Here is a 23576-nt window from a genome sequence, read left to right as displayed (position 1 = left end):
GCTTTAATCGTCATGCTCAACAAAGATTTTTTCTAGCGAGCACCGCAGGCTTGAAGACAACTCTGCATGTGCCCACGCGCTTCGGCAGCTATAACGCAACACTGTTCTGTTGTGTAACCTTTAGCTCGCGTTCCAATTACCTCCAGATTGAGGGGTCCAGTGTAGCCGTGTTCATGAAGGGTTCTTATGTATCCCAGAAGATCTATGTCACCCCGACCATTAGCTTGGTCAGGTGGTTCACCTGGGCCATGACCTGCAGCAGTCTGTAATTGCGCTGCAGTCGCTGCGTCCATCTCATCTTGCCGAGTTTTGCAGTCACGTATGTGTACATGCTTTATGCGCGTTATTACTGCCCTGAGAGCTTCTACCGGATCCTCACCAGCTCGGTAAATGTGAGATGGATCCATGTCTAAACCGAAGGCTGGTGACCTAATAGCGTCTAGGGCTTGAAGGCTCGTTGGGGTGTTATAGATTGCGGCTCCGACGTGCGCTTTGACGCAAAGAGTCACACCGTAGTGCTCAGCTCGATTTACTAACTGACCCAAAGAGTCAATAGATTGCTGAAGACTCTCCTTTTCACCAGATGTCCCACCAGGCCCAACATTAATAATGGGAATGCCGATCTCAACAGCAGCCTGGAATGCTTGTTCCATAAGGTCTGGGTCTTGTTGTGGTTGCTCCATCGCCAGTAGTTCTAATCCATAAGTTTGGCTAAGCCTTCTAATTTCGTCAACCTGATCACGCCAGCAGCTAAGGTCTAGATGGTCCGCCATTTGAGGAATAGCACCCATCTCTATCCCATCGTAACCAGCCATAGATAAATACTTAAAAGTCGTTTCCATATTGTCGTTACCAAAAAGAACAGAATTTGCACCTAATTTCATTCGGAACTCACTCCTCCTCATCGTTATTTACTTCACCTGCCTGAAGTCTTTCCCCATCCTTTACTGCGCCGATGAACAACGTTTCGTATGCCTCCTGAGAAGTTTTGAACGTTCCAACATTACTGTTGCCATGCCAATTTTCCTGGGTATACATAGGGTTGGTAAAACCTGTCTCAGCTTCACGTTTCGCGATCCATCTTTCCATTCTTGAAGTGAGAAGAGCTACCATTTCGGGTTCCTTAGCTGCTAAGTTCTGGTTCTCACCTGGATCTTTAACGAGGTTGTAGAGTTCAATCTCAGGTTTAAAGTGAAAGTCGGGTTCGAGTGCTTGGATAAGTTTCCATTCGGGTGTGCGCCAACCATGCTTACGCATCCAGGTGCATTCGGTGATGTAAAACTCGCTGTCAAATGAGGCTTCTTCACCTTCCACCAAAGACATTAGGCTGTGTCCGTCAAAACGCTTGTCGCTAGGCCAGTCAATTTTATTTTGTTCTAAATCTGCCAGGTCAAGCAAAGTGGGAAGTAGGTCCTTGTGTTGGTTGTAGCCCTTTACTCGCGCACCTGCTGGAATTCTCTTTGGGTAACGCAATATCAATGGGACATGCAACGTAACGTCGTAAATACCATGATGGTCAAACCAACACTCGTGATCATAAAGAGTTTCTCCGTGATCACCGTTAATCACTATGATAGTTTCATCCAAGATGCCGAGTCCTTCTAAAGTTGTGAAGATTCGTTGGATACAGGCATCCATGTAGGCTATTGCGCCGTCATATTGAGCAATTATGTAGTTTTTATCGGTAACTCCCTTTGGCATCCAGGTCGAAAAATAGGTTGACATTGGTTTGAACGCCCAAACGGGATCCATAGATTTGTTAGCTGGGTCGAACTCATTACCATGGTAAAACATCCGGTCGTAAGGCTCAGGAGGCAAGTATGGTGAGTGAGGATCCATGTGCCTCAAGAAGAGGAAAAACGGCTGGTCATTGCCAGCCATGCGCTCAAGCTCGGGTATAGCTACTTTGTTTAGATCGTGCGCCTTATGCATGCGACCCTCTGGGGGACAATCCCACGCGGGGTAATCAAAATACCGGTCGAACCCTCGGGAGCTAGGATTACCTGTAAAACCAACACAACTAGTGTCATAACCGAAATCGCGAAAGATTTCTGCCGCTGTTAAAACCTCGGAGCGAAGAGGCCCTTGATGGCGAAGTGCAACAACTTGTGTGCCAAAGGAATCCATTCCCGTAAGCATAGATGCGTAGGCACTAGTAGTCGGTATGTGGGGACTATAGGTCCTTTCGAACAAGACGCCACCTTCGGCAAAATGGTCTATGTGTGGCGTGGTTTGCTTTGGGTAGCCATAGCAACTCAAGTGGGTGGCGAGTAACGAATCGATACCCAGAAGAACGATATTCGGCGGCTGGCGTGCACTCATCCTGGTCTCCCTATCTTTGGCTAATAATTCTAAAACATGCTAGAAAACCCTGAGTTTCTCTCGAGAGCAAACTGCCAAAAAGTTGTTTCGAGTCTCTAAGGCTCTTTGGTTAGAACCCAAACCTATAACTATGGGATCTATTGTATCAATATGCTTTTGGCTTAATCTCACTTCGTATTGTATTTTCTACTGAAATTCTTTAACCTACAAATTTCTGCAGCTTGGCCACCAACACTACCCTCACCAGAGCAAAAACTTGGCGTGCATAATTCTAGGTAACCTTAAAAATAGATTGCGTATTCTTCCTTTACGTCAAGGCTTTGAGATGCAAACCGTGACCTTATGTGGGTTTAACTCCGGTTCCTGAGATTGTTAGGTCTTAACTTATAGTTCCGTAGTCATTAATAATTCGTCTATGTTTGAACTTAAAGTAGCTAGCCGTTTAATGCTCCTGAGTTTAGGATAATCTTCCAACATAGTTTGATAAGTATGGAACCACAATTGAAAGTCAGGGAAGTTGCTGTATGACCTGATAGATCGATTATTGAAGTTCCATGGTTTGAGGCCAGCAAAGTGTGTACCGAAAAGTAATTCCAGGCTTGGGTAACCCTTGAAACCGCTGAACCGTAAATCTATGTTGGTCCAACGTCCTGACCAGCGCATAGTCAAGTACTGCATATCGGGCCAGGTCATAGAAGAATTTATTAGTCGTCTAGTCTTCTGAGTGGCAAGATCGGCTTGGATATCGTAGAACTCTGCCTGGTCTGGTATTAGTACAAAAATAGAACCATTAACACCCATATTCGCCTTGTCTATATGAACCCGGTCAGTAATTTGCTTCGGGATCAGGTGACCGTGCGGGCAAATCGACTCGTATACATCATGCCAGTACCATTTTCCGGTGCGACTAATTTCCTCGGTAACCTTGTGAGAACCTGTGATGCCCGGACCAAGAAAATGGTCCTTGTGTTCGTTAATGATCCCCGCTGGTGCGTTTAGGGAAAATAGGTGCTGGTAATTGGCCAAGGGTAGGACGTCAGCATCTACAGTAATTACCTTGTCGTAGGTACATCCTAGTTCTCCTCCGACACCCAATTGGAGGGCATTCAGTCGCGTCATCATGAAGGGTGCGAATGGAGGAACCTTGCGTTTACCGTCAAAACGAACAAAGATTGAATCGACCTCAATCACCTTGTCATAGACAATGTTGAGGGCTTCTCGGGCAAATTCGGAAATTTCACTTGTGACCATACAGACAAGGTCTGCTGTTACTGCTTGCTGACGAAGGGCGTACGCTACCATGAGGGTTCCTGGTAGATAACTGTCATTCATCATCAGGAGCGTAACGAACGCGTAGCGGGAAGTCATATCGGTTCGTTTAGGGTTTGGGGGTAAAGGGTATCTTGCTGGGTTTTGTAGTGAGTTAGGACGCTTCACTATTTAATTGGGATGAGATCTATTTCGGCGTGGAACCGTTCACTCGCGGTGGGATCAAAATCAGCTGTACGTGGTGAAAGCAACACTGCTGTAGCGATTCCGAAACCGAGTCTAAGTCCATCTTCTATCGACATGCCTGCAGAGAGTGAATAAGCTAACCCGGCCAATATCCCATCGCCAGCCCCGGAAGAGTTTACTACGTCGACGGTAATTGGCGGTATCCGGTACGTTAGATTCGGTAGTACTGCAAGGCCTCCTTGGTCTCCTAATGAAATAATTAATGCAGTGCCATGACGTTGTTGAAGCTCGCGACCTACTGTGTGTACGTCGTCAATATTTGGCAGTGGGTGCCCTACAAGGGCTTCTAATTCTGGGAGATTTGGTTTGGCGAAGTTAGGTCCAGCAGCAAGTCCTGCGGATAGGAATGGTTCGCTCGCGTCAAACACTACAGGAATTCTCTTAGCGCGGGCCAGTTCAATAATTTCGGTGTAGAGATCTGGTGGCACATTGTTGGGTAAGGTGCCGGCTAAAACCACACAACTGGCCCTACTGAGAGCAACTTTATAGCTTGAGAAGAGCTTCTCTATGTGTTTGGTTTCTACCTGAAGGGAGGGTGCAGTGTAAGTCACTTGCTGAGAATCACTCTCATTAATAATCACAACGTTACGGCGCGATTCACCTTCAACAGCCACGAAGTCCGTCTCGACATTTTGTTCCTGAAGCATTTCTTTGATCCGCTCGCCATTTCTACCAGCAATAAACCCGAGAGCGAGACTCGGAATCCCGAGTTTACTAAGGATCCATGAGGCGTCCGTACCTTTGCCACCCATACTCTCGAATGCACGGGATGCCCTAACAGTACCGCTAGTAGGGATCTCGGGCACGAACAGAATGTGATCTAAAGATGTGTTGCCAGTAAAAGTAATGATCACGAATCAAAAAGGCCTGACTCTAGACCTTGTGTTCCTGCTCGTGAACTTTGACAATTTGCTGTAGAGCTTCTCGCTTCTCTTCAATCTTATCGGAACGGCCTGTCATTCGGGCCATTAGTATCGCTCTAGCATTGGTATCAAAACGTTCTACTGCATCGAAAGCGGCATCTAAGTCTTTACCCATTAGAAAAAGGCCGTGCCACGGTGCAATTACTCCGAAAGCATGCTTTCGAATGCGTTCTTCGTGACCGCGTATTCCGTTCGCCACATGTCGAGCTAGGTCTGGACTATGAGCTGGGGCATACGGTACACACGGAATTTCGCCGAATTTGAGGTTGGCTTCCAGCACTGGGGGCATCGACTCTTCTAACGCGGCAAATACCAATAGGTTGCGTGGGTGAGCATGGATAACTGCATTACCGTAATCGCTAAATTCAGCATTTAGAGTCACGTGAACGTTCGTCTCACGCGAAACTTCTCCGTCTCCTTCGAGAATTTTCCCATCCATTCCAACAACTAGCACTTGGTCCGGCTCGAGCTCCCATTGGCGTTTGCTACCACTGTAACTAGGTGACATACACATAACGTCATCAACTCGAACACTCACATTTCCACCCGCCGCATCGGTTAATCGCCGTTGGAAAAGCATTTGACCGATCTTGGCAATGTGAGCCTTAGCCTTAGCTATGTCGGTCATTAAAAAAGTACCGCCCTTCCTACCTGAGGATAACCTTCTCTTCATTAGGAAATCTATGGAATTAATTGTGTCGATGTTTTTTGGTAACCATATTGGGACCACAGGTTTGTCGTTTCAATCCAACATAAGGTGGGCTGGCGATTCTGTTGCCGGCCTAGAATGATTTTTTAGCGTAATTAGAATTGTCGGACCTGGGATCCCTCAGTTGCTAGCTCAAATCGTACTTCTTGTAGGTCGGGCAGAGCAGCTCTAATCTCGTCAACATTCCCTTTGGGACAACACACGATCACGAAAGCACTGATCTTGCCACCAGGAATCTGGGCATAACCACCAGCCTGCTGCACACGCTCAGTGACATTTAGAACAAATTCATCCCGGAAATGTCCCGGGAGTTGCTGCTTCAACTTTTGCTGTTGGCCAATAGTTTCTCCGATTTTGGACAAGTCACCAACTCCGAAAGCCTGTTCGAGGTTGTAAGCCAACTGTTTCATCTCATGCAGTACCTCATACGCATCAGGAAGTTGGCGACTAAGTATGTTTAGAGATGGTTTGCTAGGTTGGTGCCGACCACTGTAAAAGAGTAATAACTTATTAACAAATTCTTTTTTGGTTCTTTCGCTCATAGTAACGTCTCGGGACAAGATCTCATTCCCGTGGTACTCGATCAATTTAAACCCGCCAATTGCACAAATTGTGGGATCATGATAGCCCGAGGCTCCATCTAAAATTTCTACCTCGATCTGGGCAGCTTGAGTAAAGAGCTGCTCAGGTGTAACCGTATTACCCTGAAAGGTAAGCATTGCGTGAAGTAAACCTACCGTGATCGCGCCTGAACCCCCAAGCCCACTTTCACCTGGAAAGTCGGTTAATACATTAAGTTGTAATGGGGTGTTTTCTAGACCAGTAAGCCGTAAAGATTCACGAATCAGGTCATTACGTATTTGGTCAATAGTATCAACCCGTTCATGTTTATCTTGGTAATGAAGGTCAGTGAAACCATAGTAGCTTTCTTTAATAATGATGTACACGTGCCTATTTATTGTGGTACTGAGGGTGACCCCGCCAAAGTCTTGTGTGTAGTGCTTAAGATCAGTTAGTCCTCCCGCTAAAGGAATGCGGAGAGGAACCTTAGCAACAATCACGTACTCTGCTCCAACTCAAGTACTCGTTCGATTACCGCGCGCAGGTTATCTTTTGTGCTTGGTTCGTTACCACCCAAATGTACCCATTCTTCAGCAAACAAGGCCACGATCTGTTTACCGGACTCGATGGCATGCTGAAGATTCGGCATGATTCGGTATTCTCCCTCATGACGCTCCATCATTGCGCCTAAAATATCGGGTGCTAGTTTCCATAGCCCAATATCTACAAGTCCACTGGACCCCTTCCATGAGCGAGTGACAATGTTTTTCTCTACCGTCACCTGAATTTCGGAGGAAGTACCAGGAGTTGCCATCGCGAGTGTTTGAACATTATCACTCGAATGTGACCGAATTTCATCGAATAATTCGATCGGAACATAAAGGTCTGCTAACCAAGCGATGATAGAACTAGTAGGTAGAAGCGTTTCGTAAGCAAGATGAATAGCGTGACTAGTACCTAGCTGTTGTTGCTGTTGAACATAACGAATTTTCAAGCCTTGATACTCGCTCCCAAAATATGACCTAACTTGTTCTTGATGATGACCGATTACAAGCGTTAAGGAGTCTTCATCGGGGTTAAAGTCAGAATGCAGCACTAGATTACGAATCGAATATTCTAGAAACGGGTGGAGACCAATGGGGTACATACATTTCTGTAGATAGCGGCTCAAGCTACCCATACGCGTACCGCGTCCTGCTGCCAAACATACGTACTCCATGTGCGACCAACGGTATCACGACTTTTGGCAATAAGAACACGAAACGTATGAACTCTATTTTCAGGCTGGAATTACGGTGTACGTGAAAACGACTCTTTCTGCAACACAATTATCACTTTAGGTCGTTTGGTGTTATGTACACGCCAACGAGATGACTTGTCCCTGGCACATCCAGGTAATTAGTGTAGTCGACAAGGAAAATTCGGCCATCTTGTAGGGGTAACCAGGAGGAGTACCCATGATCGGGTTTTTGGGCAGGATGGTTAGCGTGTACTTGAATCAATCGATCTCTCTGGTATTGGTCTGGCCAATGACCTTCTGATGCAGCCCACGACCAATGGTGGTTATCGAGGGTTGGATTGTTCACCTGATACGAAATTCTTCTCCATCGACTCTCCCCACTAATACCTATCTGGCCAAACTGGGTGCGACGTTCTGGGTTGACTCCATGGTGATCAGTGGCTGGAGCTTCCTCCCTATATACGGAACGGTTAAGTAGCACCTCACCGTCAACCTCAACACGCATCCAGCCGCGGTGGTGATGAAGACGCACTGTGCGGTAGCGGGTCAGATCAACCTGTGCGTGGAGGTGACTATCGTTTAGTCCTATTGAAATTTTTTGGGGTGCAAGGGTAACTATATGACCAATCCGGGAGATTGATAGGAAGGCTACTTGAGTATTGCTCGAAGCAGTAACTTTAACATCGGCTTCAAAGATCACCTCACTGAAATTAGATTCAGGAGGCAACATGGTGTAGCGGCAATCGTGCTCGGGACGGTTGTTAATTATTAGGGCCTCGTTGGTCAACTCAGCGTGGAACTTGCGCCGAGGACCTCCTACAACATGAGTACCAGCCTCAACCCGCAAGTCGCCAATCCAGGCGTAGCATCCTAGGCCACCATTAACGTGACGCCCAGTAACTAGTGTTCGACCGTCTTCAAGTTGTTTTGCGTAGGGCCGGTGTAATGCAAATGGTGCAAGCTGTGGGGTTGACCAGCTGTGACCACAGTCCTCAGAGAAAGTAACTAGGCAGGGAATACCACCAGAGTGGTTTTCCCGCATTACACAAGCTAGTGATTTGCCCCCATCTAAGATCACGATAGCTCCTTCACAGAACCGGTGGTAACCGTTGTGGGCAATGGTGCTCCGTTCATGCCAAGTGTCCCCATTGTCTTCCGAAACGAAGAGGACGTCAGCAAACTCCTGGGTATCACCACGCATCAAGTGAGTTGCTACGCCTAGAGTCCCGTCAGGTAAATTGATAATCCGATCGGGTTCGAAACCGAGAATCCCATTTTCCTTCTGACAAACCCAGGTGTCCCCAAGGTCTTCACTCCACCATAACCAGTTACCTGGGCCTTGATCTTCGTGGAAGTGACCGTCGTCATTATGATCACAAATCACCACTAGACGACCGTCATCAAGGAGGCTTAAACGCGGTGTCACAAGCCTTGAATCTCCTTTGGTGATGTCAGCCTCGTCAATCTCTCGATGCTTGAACCAAGTTTGGCCATTATCGTCACTAGCAAGAAGAGTTATGATCTGGTTTTTTTGAGACCAGTGGGCATCTGTGTCGCTGTAAACGAGCAGCATTCGATCGTTCGGGAGGGCAATGATATCTGGGTTTTTTGTGAAGCGTCCAGGACTACGCCAAATGTTGAATACCTTTTCGTTAATAGATCGGGGATGTTCAATCAAGTTAGCGGACCCCCTAATTCAGTGGTTGTGTTGAATCAGCTGGAAGTATCGTGAAGTTCCCATCTTTTCCGTGGCTTACCGTTGCCTCTTGGTACGTCAAAATGAACGCTCGACGGTGGCGACCGGTGTGATTACCCAAAGAAGAGTGACACAACTTGTTTGAGAAAAGCACTATCGACCCTGCAGAGATTTCACAATATACGGTGCCCGGTAACTCTTGCTCCCCTGGCAGGAAACTGAGACGGCAAGCTCCGTGATCACGTGAACTGCGTGGTTGGTGCGGAATGATGCCTTTCCTGTGTGTCCCAGGGATTACCCGCAAACAACCGTCCTCTTTGCTTGTGTCCTTTAATGGTATCCAAATGGACATTCGACATTCACTTTGGGAGTGAGTATGCCAGTATGCCTCATCCTGGTGCCAGTGACAGACGTTATTTGGCTCGTGGGGACCTTTAGAGATAAGCTTTGCCGAGAACAACGCAATACCAGGACGGACTAAATCCTTTATCAGAGATAGTAGTCGTGAGTCACGCGCAAGATTTTGGGACCGTTCCGAGTCACTCCCTAGACTATGAATTTGGTTCCGTTTTTCCTCGTTCGATGAAATCTCAGGATCATTCAATCGCTCCCTATACTGGATTTCCATCTCGCGGTTCAACGCTTCGAGTTCAGTAATCGGCAAGACATCATGTAAAATCACATAGCCGTCATTTTCGAATGTGTACTTTTCTTTGTTGGTCAAAGTACGGGCTGATTCAGTAGACATGGCCGAGCTCCTTCCAGAAGTTTAGCGACCTATTTTATTTAAGATACTTCAGAAACCAGTCCAGGCAGTTCTGCCATGCCGCGTCCGTAAACTCGTGAGCTATACCCTGGTGTAATTCGACTTCAAGTTTTTCTGGACAATCCTTGTAAATGTTGTTATGTAACGCCTCAATAAAACGCCTCGCACCGTCAGGTGGGCACTGCCTATCAATTGCGCCAACCTGGAAATTTATTGCAGGTGTATGTTCATAAGATTCAAGGTTGGTCAGTGGATTATATTGGTCGTAGTGATCCTGGGCTGTGTCGTCTGGTTTCCCTGGTGGCTCGAACGATCCAGGCCTCAACCAATCTGCAGTAGCAAGACCAGTCGCTATTACAGCAATGTCCCGATTAATACTGGACGCAACAACGGACGCATCACCCCCAGCGGAAATACCTCCCATACCAGCCACTTCTCTCACGCCCAAATGCTTGACNGCCCAATCAACTACNGTCGAGGCNTCCTTGGCAGTCTCANCTAAAATAGGCCAAAAATACCGCCNAAGGTTTCCTCGAACGCGATTGGTAAAGGCCTCNCGTGAGGGATCCACCATCCGCTCACCATGCTGATGGGGATCAAAGCTGAGAGCTAAGAAGCCAGCTGAAGTGAGGTCAGCCAGATAGGGTTTCATGTCCTCTTTGCTTCCACTAAAGCCTGGGATCCAGATGACTAGAGTGCGGCTCCCTGGGTCTTGTTTTGGTTCAAACCAGGAGATTGGGATTTTGCCAACTCGGTCGCTCTGAAGATTACTCATAGAATCACTCCAGAAATTTTCTGGCATTGTAAAAAACTCTCACTAATCGATAACCTCTAGTAGTTTAAATCCGTATCGGCCAAGTTCTACGGTAACAACCCCTTCCTTAGCGCTAATCACCTCACCACTTAGGAAGTTTCGCAGGGTTTTGATTTGGTTCCCCACTGCCACTTCAATCCGACACGGATCTGCTGAAAAATGGAACACCGTTACCGCCTTTTGGGACCCGTCCTCACTAGTCCTTAGGCCTGCAAAAGTTGTCTGCCAAATACTTTGCTGGTGTTGACCAATATCATTATTTGGCTCTTTCGATAGTGCAGTGTCTGTACTTAAACGATAAACAGAGGACTCTGGTGAAGCTACTAACCATTCTTGTAATTGAGTAGGAAGTTCCTCTAGGTCACCAATTCCAAGGGCTGGCTCGTTTGCTCGGAGGCGAAACATCTTCTGAAAAAAACTAAATGGTGACTCGGGATTGTTTTTCTGTCTTGCTATTTCACTGTGATCAAGTTGTCCCCAACAGACCACCCCGAGGGGGGTTGGTAGCGGGGTGAGGGCCTTCGTGGGGAAAGCAATGGTGTTAGCCAGAGCCCAAACCTGATCTGGTAGTGCCGCATTAAAGGCCACCTGCAATCGAAACTGTTGGCGCTTGAAACGCTTATTTTTACTTGAATATCGTTCATAAATGTCATCGCCAAATTGCTGAAAGGGAAACATGCCGTACTGGATAAGCTGCTTTCTTCGTGCCAAGCCTTGGCGAATATAGTTAGCGTTCCCTTCCATAATGGCGTCCACTTCCCTATAAAAACCACTACGGTGAAGGCCAGTACCTGCGTTAAATCCACCACGGAGTGTGGTGTCATCTTCGAGTGTGCTGTGCTCACTACAGATGAAACCATCTCGTTCAATCACGCATTTTGTGATCTCCCGAAGCGCCTCAACATTCAGGTTTTTCCANGAGTAAAGGTCATCTACATCCCAACCTCGTACCCCCTTATCCATCCAAAAGCGTAAGTGCTCTAAGTATGCTTCGACATAACCTGGATTCGCAAAGTCTGGCGCCGGTCGATCCCAGGTCGTTTCAACAGTCCCATCATCTTCCCAGCTAAACCAGTCAACCCGAGGATCATTTAGACCATCCCGCCGAGCCTTACTAGCAGCTAGGTAATCAGGGTGTTGCCACCCTAAATACTCTGGAACGGCCATGACCATCACAGCGATGTCACGCTCTTGGCAGCCATTCATTAATCGCTCAAAGTCTTTCATGGTTCCATACAGCGGATCGACATCGAACCAGTCCTGAGCTACAAGTCCATACCACTCGAAATCATCGTCAAACCGGGTAATCTGTTGAAAGCGTAAGCCAGACACTCCCATAGCTACTAGATCGTCCAGGTGTTGCCTTATGCCTTCGAAATCACCGATTCCATCACCATTAGAATCCCAACTGCCCGCAACAGTTACATTAAGAATTGTCGGGTGATTAGTCCACCAACCTTTGGGTTTTGTCATCATTACTCCCATGGGCCCCGCTAGGTAGTTAACTACTAGTTGTGACCCTCATAATAGATTAGTGTAACGGTCGTGTTTTTCCTAATCAGAAGTACGTTAGTTTAATAATTTAGGTTTGCCGTATATCGTATCGAGCAAAATTTATATTTTTTCTGGTTAATGTTAACCNCCTGATAATACGTGCCTAATTCCAGAGGTGTGGTTCGATCAACGCCATCTCGGGTGAGGATTAGTGCCGCCCGAGATGCAACATAATGGACGTAACATTATCTGGCATTCTAAACAAATTCTAGATATCCTAAGTACATAAAATATCTTAGTGATCCTTTTGGCAACTACAGCCCAAAGTAAGAATTGCTTGAACGCCCCAACTTCATTTTCTACGGCAAGCCAGGTAACATTCGATTAAAGTAACGGTAAAAACCGTTTGAGGTAAAAGCAATGGCTAGCGATCTAACTAAACTTTCAATCAACATGTACACCACTAGGGAACAGTGGGGCTTTCGTGATGCTATTGAGGGCTATGCCCGTCACAACATTCGGGGTGTCTCTGTATCGCACACAAAGTTACGTGAAGTTGGCTTGAAGGAGGCATCCAGAATGTTACGTAACCACGGTATGACCGTCACTGGTTACTGTATTGGTGGGCTCCTGACGGATAATGANCAGAAACTATTCCGGAAGGCNATTGACGAAAACCTCCGCATTATTGACGAAGCCTCTGAGATAGGGGCTCGTTGTGTTGTTTTCGTTGCAGGGGGCATACCCGAAGGTTCTAAGGACTTTACGGGTGCCCGCGAACGTTGTCTAGAGGGGCTGGCTAGTATTCTCCCCTACGCTCGGGAACGGGACGTAACGATTGGCCTTGAACCATTGCATCCCATGACTTCAGCCTTCCGCTCCTGTCTTACAACCCTCGGTGAGGCTAACGATTGGATTGAAAAGCTGGATGTGGGCCCGGAACTGAGCATAGTTATTGACGTTTATCACGTGTGGTGGGACCCAAATCTAGAACGTGAAATTGAACGATCACGGGGACGAATATCAGCTTTTCATGTATGTGATTGGCTTAGAGAAACGGTTGATCTTCGCGTTGATCGCGGAATGATGGGTGATGGTGTTATCGATATCCCTCGGATCCGCAACCTAGTCGAGGCCACCGGCTACAACGGCTTTCATGAAGTCGAAATATTCTCCGAACGAAATTGGTGGCGTCGTAATCCTGACGAGGTAGTCAAAATCGCAAAGAAGAGATATTTGCAATTCGTCTAGATGTGCCTAATCCTTGTATAGACAATAACCAGTGCGATTACGTGTAATGAATTACGAATTCCAACCTATGCTTAACNCAGATCCTTCAGGGACTGGAACACAGGCATCGGTACCAATGTCTTCTAGCTGACTTGAGTAATTAGCGTAATAAATTTTAGGCTGTCACTACTATCTCCATAACTTTCGTCATTGGCGGCGGCACGGCCAGCATGACCCGATTTACATACCTGTCCCAATAGGCCTCAAGTTTCTAAGGTATCTGAAACAGGTTATAGTACGAGACTCTGTAGACAAGTGCTCAATTGNCGCTCTCCGGCGGGTGCACTGGCAAATTAAAAGAGGGAGGAAACCGGTGACGTTTCGACTGCACATTATAAGAATGATTTTGGTAGCGGTAACCACCGCTATTATTCTGTCCTCGGGCGTAACATTTGGAGATGAGGAGTCACGTCAAGATGACATGGATACTGGGCCATGCGAAATCCTCAGGACCGTAGATTGGNAAAACCCGGAGTTAAACGTATTTTGGTCTTGTGCGAACCTAAGAGGCGTTGATCTCAGTGGAGCGGCAATGAATGACTCCTACCTCACATGGGCTGATCTTACGGGTGCAGATCTTCGTGGCATTAATCTTTCGTACGGTGATCTTACCGGTGCTAATTTTACTGGGGCCGATCTTCAAGAGGCTGACCTACACTTCGTATCAGCGACGCTTACTGACTTCACACGAGCTAACCTAATTGGGGCTAACTTCCACGATGCGGACTTAGCTGGTGCTGTCTTAACCTATGCCATCTTTGATGACTCGACAGTTTGGCCCTACTCTAGTTTCGACCCCACCGTAAAAGGTGCAATCAAGATTGACTCCCATCCTGCGGAGTGATCCTTGGGCACAAATTTTTGCGGTAGATCAAAGAGTACTGTAGCCTAACTATGCCAAAATCATTTGGCCTAAACAGATGGCCGGGCCTATGGTCAATTTTAACTCCTACGTTTGTTGCTTTCGTGGCTGTTGTAGTCATTTCTGGGGGCACAGCAGTTTCAATACGGTTCAGCTACGCTGAGCTGCCTACTTTCTGGGGTGCAGCATTAAGGTTTGGTCCAGCAGCAATAATTTTATGGGTGTTACTTGCGTTCCGTAAAGGTACATTACCACGAGGCCGAGCTCTACTCGCGTGCTTGCTTTTCGGTATTCTTGGCGGAGTTGGTGCCAAAGTTTTAATCTATTGGGGTCTTGAAAAAACGCCTGCCAGTTTGCATTCGATCGTTCTTTCAGTCGTACCGCTACTCACGTTGTTTTTTGCTTTCTTTCATCGCCTAGAGACAATCAATCTTCGTAATTTAATCAGTGCCTTGGTCGCCTCCTGCGGTATAGCTATCGCGTTCAGCGGTACCGTCAGTGGTGACGTGTCGGTAATTAGGCTCCTGGCTTTAGTGCTTGCTGCAGCATGCATGGCTGAAGCAACTGTTATCATGAAGCAGTTCCCAAAGTTAGACCCAATAGCAGTAAGTGCAATAGCAACAACTATTGGCACAGTAATGATCCTTGGGGTCTCATTGCTATCTGGTGAAACTTGGGTACTTCCAAGCACAGCTAGTATGTGGTGGATTCTTGCTTACTTAGCGATCGGTACTTCAGTTCTCGGGTTCCTGCTTTACCTATATGTATTAAAACGGTGGACTGCTTCATCCACCTCATATATTAATGTTCTTATTCCGCTGATTACTGTTGTACTTGCTACCTCACTCGTTGGAGAACGAATAACTTGGTTATTTGTTCTGGGTGGTTCCTTAGTTCTCGTTGGAGTTTGGTTCGGGGCACTAACGGCACGCCGTAATTAGGTACGCATTTGGTATTGAGACAGGACCTCCTGAGGAATAACTACTGAGGTCGCTATAACTCCTCGCACGACAAACCCACCTGGTCCTTGTAAAACTGAAGACGAAACGATAACCCTTGGTATGATTAAGAAATAATTTAGTATATTAAAACCCTGCCAGTGCCTGCCAGGACGGCACTTCTAGCCTTTTCTCACGTCCTGAAACACCCCCAATTACACCTGTAATATAATCTTTAACTCGGTTCTGTGAGCTAGTTGTTGGGGTTAGTCGTCAGCGCAAGAAGGATCACATCAATATCGTGGGTATTACGAAACCAACATCCGCAGGCGAATAGAGTCTGTTCAGCCAGGAGCGGCGTTGTTTACGATGGACGTATTCAAGAATCCCGCCAACAATTAAAATNTCTGGCTCAACACTGGGAATGAACATTACGTTTCCTGGATGGGGTTCTGGCAATCTAGATGTAGGATAGATAGAGAGATGCTTGATCTTTGGCTAATTCGTCATGGAGAGACTGACTGGAACTCCAAAGGACTCATTCAGGGGAGTTCAGATATCCCGTTAAATGAAGTTGGTGTTGGACAGGCTCAAAGTCTTCATGAGCGGTTAAAGGGGACCACTTTTGATAGGGTCTATACTTCGGACTTGCAGCGTGCCCACCAGACTGCGAAAATTGTTTTTCCCACCGTTTTGGACATTTGTCCTGAGTCTCGGCTGAGNGAAATCAATATGGGCTGTTTCGAGGGTAGGCGTTGGCTTGACCTTACGCCTGAAGATAAGGCCCTACACGCCCGNGGGGTTGTCGGACCTTATCACCTCCGAATTCCGGGTGNGGAGTCGAGCGATGACCTTCAGGCTAGATTAAGGACCTGGCGGGACGAACTGCCAACCCAAGGAGTTATAGCGGCCGTCGCTCACGGCGGTAGTATCGGAGCTATTCTCTTTGGTGTAATAGGAAGGCCAACGAGTAGAGATTCGGGTGTTCAAGGTGGTTNGGGTTTCCGTTTCGAAAACACAAGTATCACTCGCCTGCAAATCACGAACGGGCACGTTCGTGTCCAGACTGTTAATGATGCCAGCCACGTCAACAAGCACTAGAAGAATGTCAAGAAAAAAGGGTTAGTCGTCAGTCCCAGGATTAAGGTTCTTTTCGGTATAAACCTTCGGAGCCTTCTACTACCCACATGATGTTCGACATTGGTGGCGGCGCAGCCAGCATGCCCCTATTAATATACGAGTCCCAATACACTTGTACGTAAAACCGTCCCTTATCGGTAAGCCTCACATGAGTGGTGTGCCTATTGGTGGTTTTGTGAGTCCTGCGGTCCAACCTTTTGATAAGCCCCCTCTTTTCGAGAGCAATAAGGTCATTACTCGTATTCGCCCTTTCGCTAGGTGTTACCTTTCCTTTCCTTTCCTTCGCCAATTTCGCAAGGAAACCAGTCGCTTTGGTGTCGAAATACCGCTTAGTAGACCACGGAACATGCTTGCGGCCCTCAAAAACATAGCCTATCTCACCACCAGACACACTTTTTTCATAAAGCTGCTTATCTTTACTTATAACCTTTTTTAGCTCTTGAACCGGGTTATCAACTTGTAAAGCTAGGATTGGTGGTACTGGCTTGAATCCTGTACTAGACGCTATCCAAAGTAACAACTGCCGCTGAGAAGGAAAAATGTCTTTGATTTTAGGAGTTATTACTCGTGAATTCATGACTTTTTTATTATAACTTTTTCCTATATTTTGCGTTCCATACATCATTACTACTGCCTACATGGAGTCATAATGATAGCTGAAGAAATGGGGCACAGCAACAAGTCGATTGGTTAGGGTATATACGTTCATATCAACACAAGTCAACACCGAGTGGCAGCAATGACTTTAGTCGAGTTATAGGGCTTAGGAAGCTATAAATTAAGCTACAAATACCTATAGACAGCATTACGCTTTAGGCTCTAGATTGCTTCACAGACAGGCTTTAAGAAGATTTTAGGTATAAAAACTAGGCGGAGTTCAGGAGACAATATATTTACTGAGCTCGTTCCAATCAAGTTGTATATCAAAACCTAATCCTTGAGGAACATCGATAAAGCCTTTAGAAATTTTCGGTTTGTTAATGATCATTCGGTCCCAAATAGGATCACGAGTTGGATCAGGAAAACAGTCTACATAAAGTCCGTTCGGTACTGCAGCTAGAGTGTGGACTGCTAAGTGAGTCTCCTCATGNTGTAGCATCTTCACGCCTACGGAGCTACAAAGGNTAGCGGCACGTAACCATTCAGTGGGACCCCCTCCGTGAGACATATCGAAATTTACGTAATCGACAGCACCTGCATCCAAAAGCCGGCGAACAGCCCAACTGGTAATTTCACTTTGACCGGCATTGATTGGGATCTGAATTCTCTTTCGTAACTCCGCCATTGAGCGAACATCATCTTGCCAATGGACAGGCTCTTCGAACCAAGCGATATTTAGAGGAGCCACTAATTCTGCGAATCGGGTCGCTTCATCGATATTCCATCCCTGGTTAGCGTCGCATCCGAGTATGAACTCGGGGCCAGCCCCTTCCCGGGCCGAAGCTACCCTTTCGTAGTCCTCTTCCGGACTCAACCCACCAACTTTGAATTTGCATCCTCCCATACCAACACTTATCAACCATTTCATCTCTTCCGCGTAACTCTCGATTGTGCGTCCTTCTCGGTAATATCCGCCAGTTGCTGTAATAGGAATTCTCTGTCGATAGCCACCCATGAGTCTATTAACGCTAATTCCTAGAGCTTTACCTTTCAAATCCCAAACTGCTGTGTCAACACAAGCAATCGCTTCCATGAGGTTTTTACGGTCACCTTGGGTATGCGCCCTAGTAATTGTGAATACCTTTGCCCAAATTGCCTCGTTACATGTCGGATCTTCCCCAAAAATCAGTGGAGCAATATCTTCATTAATAATACGAGCCACTTCTGTACCGCTTCTTCGGTTATCACCATTAAATACTTCGCTTTCAAGCCCTTCGTCCGTATAGATTTTGGTGATGATGGTGTTTCTTGTCGGGATCGTATAGGTTGCTCCGGAATGAATTTTGGGCAACGGCACTTCTATGGCAATGGCTTCTACTCGATTAATCTTCATAGGATTATTCATCTTAACCAAACTATGAATTTTACGCACCCGACTCTCTTTTGAGCGTCCAAAGCAGTCGGGTTATAAAGAGACTAGGTTAGGGCTCAATACGAATTCATACCTGGCCGACTATTTGGCGTCCAGGCTTGAATATCGCTTTACCAAATATACAAATAAAACTGTGTACACATAATCTCTTGACCCCAGCGTTTTGGCTTACNCTCGTCATTAGGTGTTATGGGGTGTTAGCCCGATTGAGAAACTGTCTAAGTGACTGCATTAGGCTTACGGAAGATGGAATGAGGCTTTTTAAGTTTTGAAGCTTGCACTTAATCTCATTCAGCATTCTTCGCTTAATCTCTGTGTTGTATGAGGTAATACGTTGACCTGGGTCAGCCCAATCAGGTTGATTTGATACTTGTGATTTCAGATCGCTAACTTNACTCGATACTTGTGATTTCAGATCGCTAACTTCACTCGATACTTGTGATTTCAGATCGCTAACTTCTTGTGTCAACGTCTGGATTTGTGTCGTTAAACTTTCCAGATGTTGGAGCACTAAACCTACACGACCTTCTCCTACAGAACGTCCCACGGGCTTTGTTAAGGTGGTGCCGTTTAGGGTGCCCTCTAACGCTTCTCGGACCGATGCCACTGCTCCCGACCGCACCGCGTCCAAAGCATCCGACAGTTGGTCTGTAACCTTGTCGTCATAGAACCTTCGCCCCTGTGAATCACGAGGGAGGGTCCCGTGTACCTCTTCGAGAGTTCGAATGTGTCGTCGGACCATTGTTTCACTAATTCCTAGCCTGCGAGCTGTTGCTGCTGCTCTACCCATATCTTCAGCCTACACGGGTTATNCCACTCGTTGTGGTACGAAACTCCACGAAACATTAGGTAGCCTCGGCACAACCGGGGTTGTGGCACTGTTACTAAGTACCGCAACCGCAACTGGGGTTGTGGCAATACTTCTCTGTACCGCAACCTATGAAACCTCTTGAAACCGCCTTGGTTGCCTACATTTTAGATTCAGAGAGGCTTTTGCACGGAATCCCGCTTCTAATCGGAATAACCGTACGATTCTTATGATTTGAGCATTGATAAACATCACTTAGCTTCGTCTANCTTCGTCCTTATATTTAGGAACGATTTACGTTTATTAATGATTTTTTTAACTGCTTACTAAGTTTTCTACCTCAAACTTATTTTTTAGGCGCATGCAGGTACATCTGCCTTCCAGCGGTTGAAGGGACCTTTAATCTGATCATCAGCCAAGCGTTTGCGCGTTTCGTACCACAGTTGAGCCCAATGTTTTGGGTCTTTTAGTTCGCTTGCTGGATCTTGCTGACTCCGGGCAACAAAACCCGGAAACTCTTCCCTTCCAGTGTTCTGGCCAATGGGATTGTAGCGTAGATCAAAACTCCAGCGAATGTCGTTACTTACGTTGCTGAGCGAGTTGTGACACGTCCGCTTATTAAGGAATAGCACATCACCCCTTTTCGTCGGAACAGGGATTGCTCGAGCACGATCTAGAAGTTGTTCGGGAATCTCGAGCCCTCCTGGCCCACCAGGGCAATGAGTGAATAACCCCTCCTTATGACTACCGGGTACCACTTGCAGGCATCCCTGTTCCTCCGTGGCATCAGTTATAGAAAACCAAACAGTTAGGATATTTGATTCGTCGGCTACTGGGAGCACTACACCGTTATCTTGNTGCCAAGAGGTTACCCCAACCAAGCCAGCCACCGAGTTCGTCTCACTCCTTATGTACCTTTCAGGAGGCTTTATTCGGACATGTTGGACGGGATTTGAATAGATCTCGCCACCGATTACAGACTGTACCTTGTCAAGTAAGCGGGGATTAGTAATAGCCCGAAATACCGCTGGCCCCAGCCACATAGGTGTATCGTGCCTAACATTTCCCTGTGGAAGAGCAAAATCAAAGTATTGGGCGTGTAACTCTCCTGTATCATCGTAAATACGGATTACACGCTCCCCAAACGATAGGTCTGAATAGGTGGAGGAAATCTTGCCGGCTTCATATAGGTTCTGCGCAAGGGAATCTAGGACGCCATCATACTCAAGTATGATGGGATCGAGATCCTTGACTGGATCAAGTAGTGCATCTAGTTTGAGATAGCCTTCCTGTCGAAATTGCTGCAGTTGCGATCGACTAAGACCTTCCATTATTTTTTCCCTTCCTTCAACAATTTACGCATCACCCATGGCAATAACTTACCTCATTTAATGAGTATAGCTTGATTCATTACGACAAAAGTAAGGCCTAGAAAGAAGGCAATGCTGGGATATTCAGAAGGGCATAAAGGATCTCAAAAAAAGGCACGAGGTGCCTGCTCATTGTTCACCTGACTCTACGCAATCTGTTTTACATTCCTGCGTAAAAATTTCAGGTCACCCTCGTAATCCGGCGTGTATTCCGGCGTACTCTCACCGTGCGAAGAGTTGAGACATATAACTGGTGATTTACCATCAGCAACGACCTCGGTAACGATATCAATCACTGGCCAAGAGGCTTCTTCAAGGCCAGATCTCCACTTTAAGGCGCCCCCGGCAACATCGGTACGTCCTCCCTTAACATGGATCATGCCGAGGTAGGGCCGAAGTACTTTATACACACTTAAGCTTGGAAAGGTCCCCATCTGCCAGAGATTCTGCACGTCCCAAGTTAATGAAAGAGCATCTCCACAGTCTAGGAGCTCAAAAAATCCTGCGATCTCATCAGTTCTAGCAAACAAACAATTATGAACCTCATTCTCAAGAACGGTATGGAAACCTGCCGAGTGAATCTTCTCTACAGCTTCTTGATAAACACCAAACACCCACGGGTGCCGGGCTTCCAAATACACTATTGAGTTTAGAATCCCTTCCCGCTTTGACGAGGTGGCCATTAACAAGCGCACTTGGGAGGGCTGCAATATTCGTGCATTATTTAGGAGGGTGTTGAGTTTAGGAAAATACGTCTCGCGGAACGCAACCTCACCTTGCTCAATATCCCCATAAAACAGGCCGCTAGACAGGGTATTAATGCTAAGCCCCCGGCTCTCCGCAGCTTGAAGAATCTGGTCAGCCTCAGGAATAGTGATCTGCTCAACAGTCTTACCGTAGAGGGCATCTTTCAGATCTAGGGTCTGTAGGTTCCATGCGAGGTGCTGGTCGAAAGATTCCTCGACTGTGCCACCGGCCATACTATTTAAGATTGTGAGAAGAACCTTATTGTTATCCATGCTCCCCCTCTGAACGTGTGACCCAAATTCTTTCAAGACACCGTCCGTCAATACCATTATCGCAGCAAATATAACCTGTAGTATTGATCGTTGCATTTGACGGCAAAGACCTGCCGCTTAATACAACCTCATTTCCCTTCATTCTCTAAGCTACAAAGGATATCATCGGGTAATGACAGGCACCCCATCCGACACCGAATGGAAAAAAGCTCTTAGGGGTCTCGGTAGTCTTCAGAAACGAGTGTTGCAGATTTTCGCCAGCTTAACACCAGCAGTTGACCGTCGTCTTATTCAACTGATACTTGAACGGACCGTGGGCAACCCTGGGAGTTTTCGATTTGTAGATTTTCACGAGTCAGGAACAAGCAATTGGCGCACATTGCCTCCAGTGGATTCCAAAGTTTTCGACAACAGTAAAATCGATACTTTGAGTCACTCTAATTCTTGCCTACCTATCACATTTCTTGAACTATCTAGCCGAGCATTAAACTCGCTTCAAGCAGGTGGGATTAGTTCCGTCGATGCCTTAACGAAGCTCTCTGAACAGGACCTGATAGGCATTGATGGTGTGGGAAAAAAAGCTACTAAGGAAATTAAGGAGTGCCTGGCTGCGAAGGGCCTCTTTTTGAAGGTTGGGCCTGATAGCGCTAGTAATGAAAAACACCATGAGGGGGTGCGCCTCAAGGCTCTTGGATTTTCAAAGAGGGAATTTGCCAACCGCGAGGATGGACGGCCCGACATTCCAAGGCACCAGTATTGGTTTGGGACACCTGGCGGAAAAAGTTTCCTTGAGGTCTTTGGGCGAGAGCCCTCTAAAAGCGAGGTGACGGGTTTGGGAAAAGCCTTAGATCGACTGCAAGACCGTGGCGTTCTCCTTCATAGCAATTGTCTCAATATGAGTAACCGAAAAACCTGGCAAATTCGACTTACTCCACTTGGTGTTGAAGTAGCCGCACAGCTACTTCGCGCAGAATTTTTCGGGACTTAAGATTATTCGCTTTCCATGTCTCAGGAGAGAGAGATGCCTAGCCTGAACCACTTGAACCGCCCGACTTCACTCGAGGAGATGATTAAGCGAAGAATTGATACGGGGTTCCAGTCCCTATGGGACAGCAGTAAGGAGCACGGCCTCAACTTCCGGCCTTGTAAAACAGACGTTATTATCTCGCCTTTTGCAAAATGTGGTACGACCTGGCTTCAGCATATTGTCTACGGCTTAAAAACCCACGGCAACCTGGATTTCGATGACGTTTCCCGGGTGGTGCCTTGGATCGAAACCGCTCAGGCGCTAGGTCTCAACCTCCAAGCGCCACAAATTGGTGCGTTCAGGGCCTATAAAAGCCACTTAAGTTGGGACGATATCCCCAAAGGGGGTCGCTATCTAGTATCGATCCGTGACCCGAAGGATGCCGTAGTTTCACTTTTTCACTTTTTCAACAACTGGATGTTCGAGGCTAACTCTGTATCCATCGCAGATTTTGCTAGGAAGATATACCTTACAGATCGGTTCCAGGGGGGTTACTGGCGTCATCTAATCTCATGGTGGGAACACCGCCAAAACAACAATGTCTTACTCCTATGCTACGAAGAGATGAAGCGGGATACCCCTGCGAGTGTGCGGCGGATTGCGGCCTTCCTAGGCATAACCCTTGACGAAACCCTTCTTAGTCTGATTGTTAAACAATCCTCGTTGGACTTCATGCTCAAGCACGGGGATCGCTTCAACGATCTCCTAATGCGGGAGATGATGGTCAGCCAAGGCCTACACCCTGCCGGGGGTGATGCCTCCAAGGTACGTCGAGGTCGTGTCGGTGATTACCGATACGAGTTACCAACCGATGTCATAAAAGAAATGGACGAAGTATGGCACACCGAGGTGGCACCAAAGTTAGGGTATCCGTCGTATATAGCTCTTCAACGAGCCCTTGCTCAGGAGATAGCACCCTAGATAGTATTACTCCGGTTCAAATCAAAATCTCTTAAACAATGATGGTGGTTTAAGCAGTCTCAACCTTATTCAATCCTTTGTGAATCTGGGTAAAGCTTCAGTCTCGTGATTTTAGGACCCAATTCAGCA

22 protein-coding genes are annotated in these 23576 nt (G+C 46.9%); 6 read left to right on the top strand and 16 right to left on the bottom strand.

The features are described 5' to 3' along the window. Positions 1-32 precede the first annotated feature (32 nt). The 11 genes from CMO31_05115 to CMO31_05065 form a co-directional block, all read right to left on the bottom strand. Positions 33-884, bottom strand: a complete 852-nt coding sequence (locus CMO31_05115) for a xylose isomerase (GenBank protein ID MAZ53380.1) — start codon at positions 882-884, stop codon at positions 33-35. 7 nt (positions 885-891) lie between these two features. Beyond that, positions 892-2322, bottom strand: coding sequence for a sulfatase (locus tag CMO31_05110; GenBank protein ID MAZ53379.1), 1431 nt, complete (start codon positions 2320-2322; stop codon positions 892-894). Between the two features lie 384 nt (positions 2323-2706). Next, a complete protein-coding gene (locus CMO31_05105) occupies positions 2707-3624 on the bottom strand; it encodes a hypothetical protein (GenBank protein ID MAZ53378.1) in 918 nt (305 codons plus the stop codon). A 134-nt stretch (positions 3625-3758) separates the two neighbouring features. Further along, positions 3759-4691, bottom strand: a complete 933-nt coding sequence (locus CMO31_05100) for a hypothetical protein (protein ID MAZ53377.1) — start codon at positions 4689-4691, stop codon at positions 3759-3761. Positions 4692-4710: 19 nt separating this feature from the next. Next, entirely contained in the window at positions 4711-5490 is a 780-nt protein-coding gene (locus tag CMO31_05095) for a hypothetical protein (GenBank protein ID MAZ53376.1), read from the bottom strand. A gap of 74 nt (positions 5491-5564) precedes the next feature. Further along, positions 5565-6530 (bottom strand): hypothetical protein, encoded by a 966-nt coding sequence (locus tag CMO31_05090; protein ID MAZ53375.1) that lies wholly within the window; start codon positions 6528-6530, stop codon positions 5565-5567. Next, a complete protein-coding gene (locus CMO31_05085) occupies positions 6527-7249 on the bottom strand; it encodes a hypothetical protein (protein MAZ53374.1) in 723 nt (240 codons plus the stop codon). Before CMO31_05085 ends, CMO31_05090 begins: the two co-directional genes overlap by 4 nt. Positions 7250-7361: 112 nt before the next feature. Further along, positions 7362-8948, bottom strand: coding sequence for a hypothetical protein (locus CMO31_05080; protein MAZ53373.1), 1587 nt, complete (start codon positions 8946-8948; stop codon positions 7362-7364). A 13-nt stretch (positions 8949-8961) separates the two neighbouring features. Then, on the bottom strand, positions 8962-9714 hold the full coding sequence (locus CMO31_05075; GenBank protein MAZ53372.1) for a hypothetical protein: 753 nt from the start codon (positions 9712-9714) through the stop codon (positions 8962-8964). A gap of 34 nt (positions 9715-9748) precedes the next feature. Beyond that, positions 9749-10507, bottom strand: coding sequence for a hypothetical protein (locus CMO31_05070; GenBank protein ID MAZ53371.1), 759 nt, complete (start codon positions 10505-10507; stop codon positions 9749-9751). 42 nt (positions 10508-10549) lie between these two features. Continuing rightward, positions 10550-12031 (bottom strand): hypothetical protein, encoded by a 1482-nt coding sequence (locus CMO31_05065; protein MAZ53370.1) that lies wholly within the window; start codon positions 12029-12031, stop codon positions 10550-10552. 429 nt (positions 12032-12460) lie between these two features. On the opposite strand from CMO31_05065, the gene CMO31_05060 reads away from it, so the two are divergent. The 4 genes from CMO31_05060 to CMO31_05045 all read left to right on the top strand — a co-directional run bounded on the left by CMO31_05060 (position 12461) and on the right by CMO31_05045 (position 16231). After that, positions 12461-13291 carry an endonuclease gene (locus tag CMO31_05060; protein ID MAZ53369.1) on the top strand — a complete coding sequence of 277 codons (831 nt, stop codon included), beginning with the start codon at positions 12461-12463 and terminating at the stop codon, positions 13289-13291. A gap of 379 nt (positions 13292-13670) precedes the next feature. After that, a complete protein-coding gene (locus tag CMO31_05055; GenBank protein ID MAZ53368.1) occupies positions 13671-14174 on the top strand; it encodes a hypothetical protein in 504 nt (167 codons plus the stop codon). 50 nt (positions 14175-14224) lie between these two features. Further along, positions 14225-15133 (top strand): hypothetical protein, encoded by a 909-nt coding sequence (locus CMO31_05050; GenBank protein ID MAZ53367.1) that lies wholly within the window; start codon positions 14225-14227, stop codon positions 15131-15133. 441 nt (positions 15134-15574) lie between these two features. Then, positions 15575-16231: a phosphoglycerate mutase gene (locus CMO31_05045; GenBank protein ID MAZ53366.1), complete on the top strand. Its 657-nt coding sequence runs from the start codon at positions 15575-15577 to the stop codon at positions 16229-16231. A 40-nt stretch (positions 16232-16271) separates the two neighbouring features. Here CMO31_05045 and CMO31_05040 read toward each other — a convergent pair whose 3' ends face one another. The 5 genes from CMO31_05040 to CMO31_05020 form a co-directional block, all read right to left on the bottom strand. Then, positions 16272-16895, bottom strand: coding sequence for a hypothetical protein (locus tag CMO31_05040; protein ID MAZ53365.1), 624 nt, complete (start codon positions 16893-16895; stop codon positions 16272-16274). Positions 16896-17147: 252 nt separating this feature from the next. After that, positions 17148-18263 (bottom strand): mandelate racemase/muconate lactonizing protein, encoded by a 1116-nt coding sequence (locus tag CMO31_05035; GenBank protein ID MAZ53364.1) that lies wholly within the window; start codon positions 18261-18263, stop codon positions 17148-17150. Positions 18264-18489: 226 nt separating this feature from the next. After that, complete coding sequence (locus CMO31_05030; GenBank protein MAZ53363.1) at positions 18490-19092, bottom strand: hypothetical protein; 603 nt, start codon at positions 19090-19092, stop codon at positions 18490-18492. A gap of 371 nt (positions 19093-19463) precedes the next feature. Continuing rightward, the gene (locus CMO31_05025) at positions 19464-20441 is read right to left on the bottom strand and encodes a phytanoyl-CoA dioxygenase (protein ID MAZ53362.1); all 978 of its coding nucleotides are present in this window, start codon (positions 20439-20441) and stop codon (positions 19464-19466) included. 185 nt (positions 20442-20626) lie between these two features. After that, positions 20627-21499 (bottom strand): xylose isomerase, encoded by an 873-nt coding sequence (locus tag CMO31_05020; GenBank protein ID MAZ53361.1) that lies wholly within the window; start codon positions 21497-21499, stop codon positions 20627-20629. Between the two features lie 172 nt (positions 21500-21671). On the opposite strand from CMO31_05020, the gene CMO31_05015 reads away from it, so the two are divergent. Then, the gene (locus CMO31_05015) at positions 21672-22487 is read left to right on the top strand and encodes a hypothetical protein (GenBank protein MAZ53360.1); all 816 of its coding nucleotides are present in this window, start codon (positions 21672-21674) and stop codon (positions 22485-22487) included. 15 nt (positions 22488-22502) lie between these two features. Then, entirely contained in the window at positions 22503-23447 is a 945-nt protein-coding gene (locus CMO31_05010; GenBank protein ID MAZ53359.1) for a sulfotransferase, read from the top strand. Positions 23448-23576: the final 129 nt, after the last annotated feature.

This window comes from Trueperaceae bacterium (assembly GCA_002707365.1).
Classification (GTDB): Bacteria; Deinococcota; Deinococci; order Deinococcales; family Trueperaceae; genus UBA6957.
The sequence above is the reverse complement of the archived record's forward strand: the minus strand, read 5'-3'. Positions and strand labels throughout refer to the sequence as shown.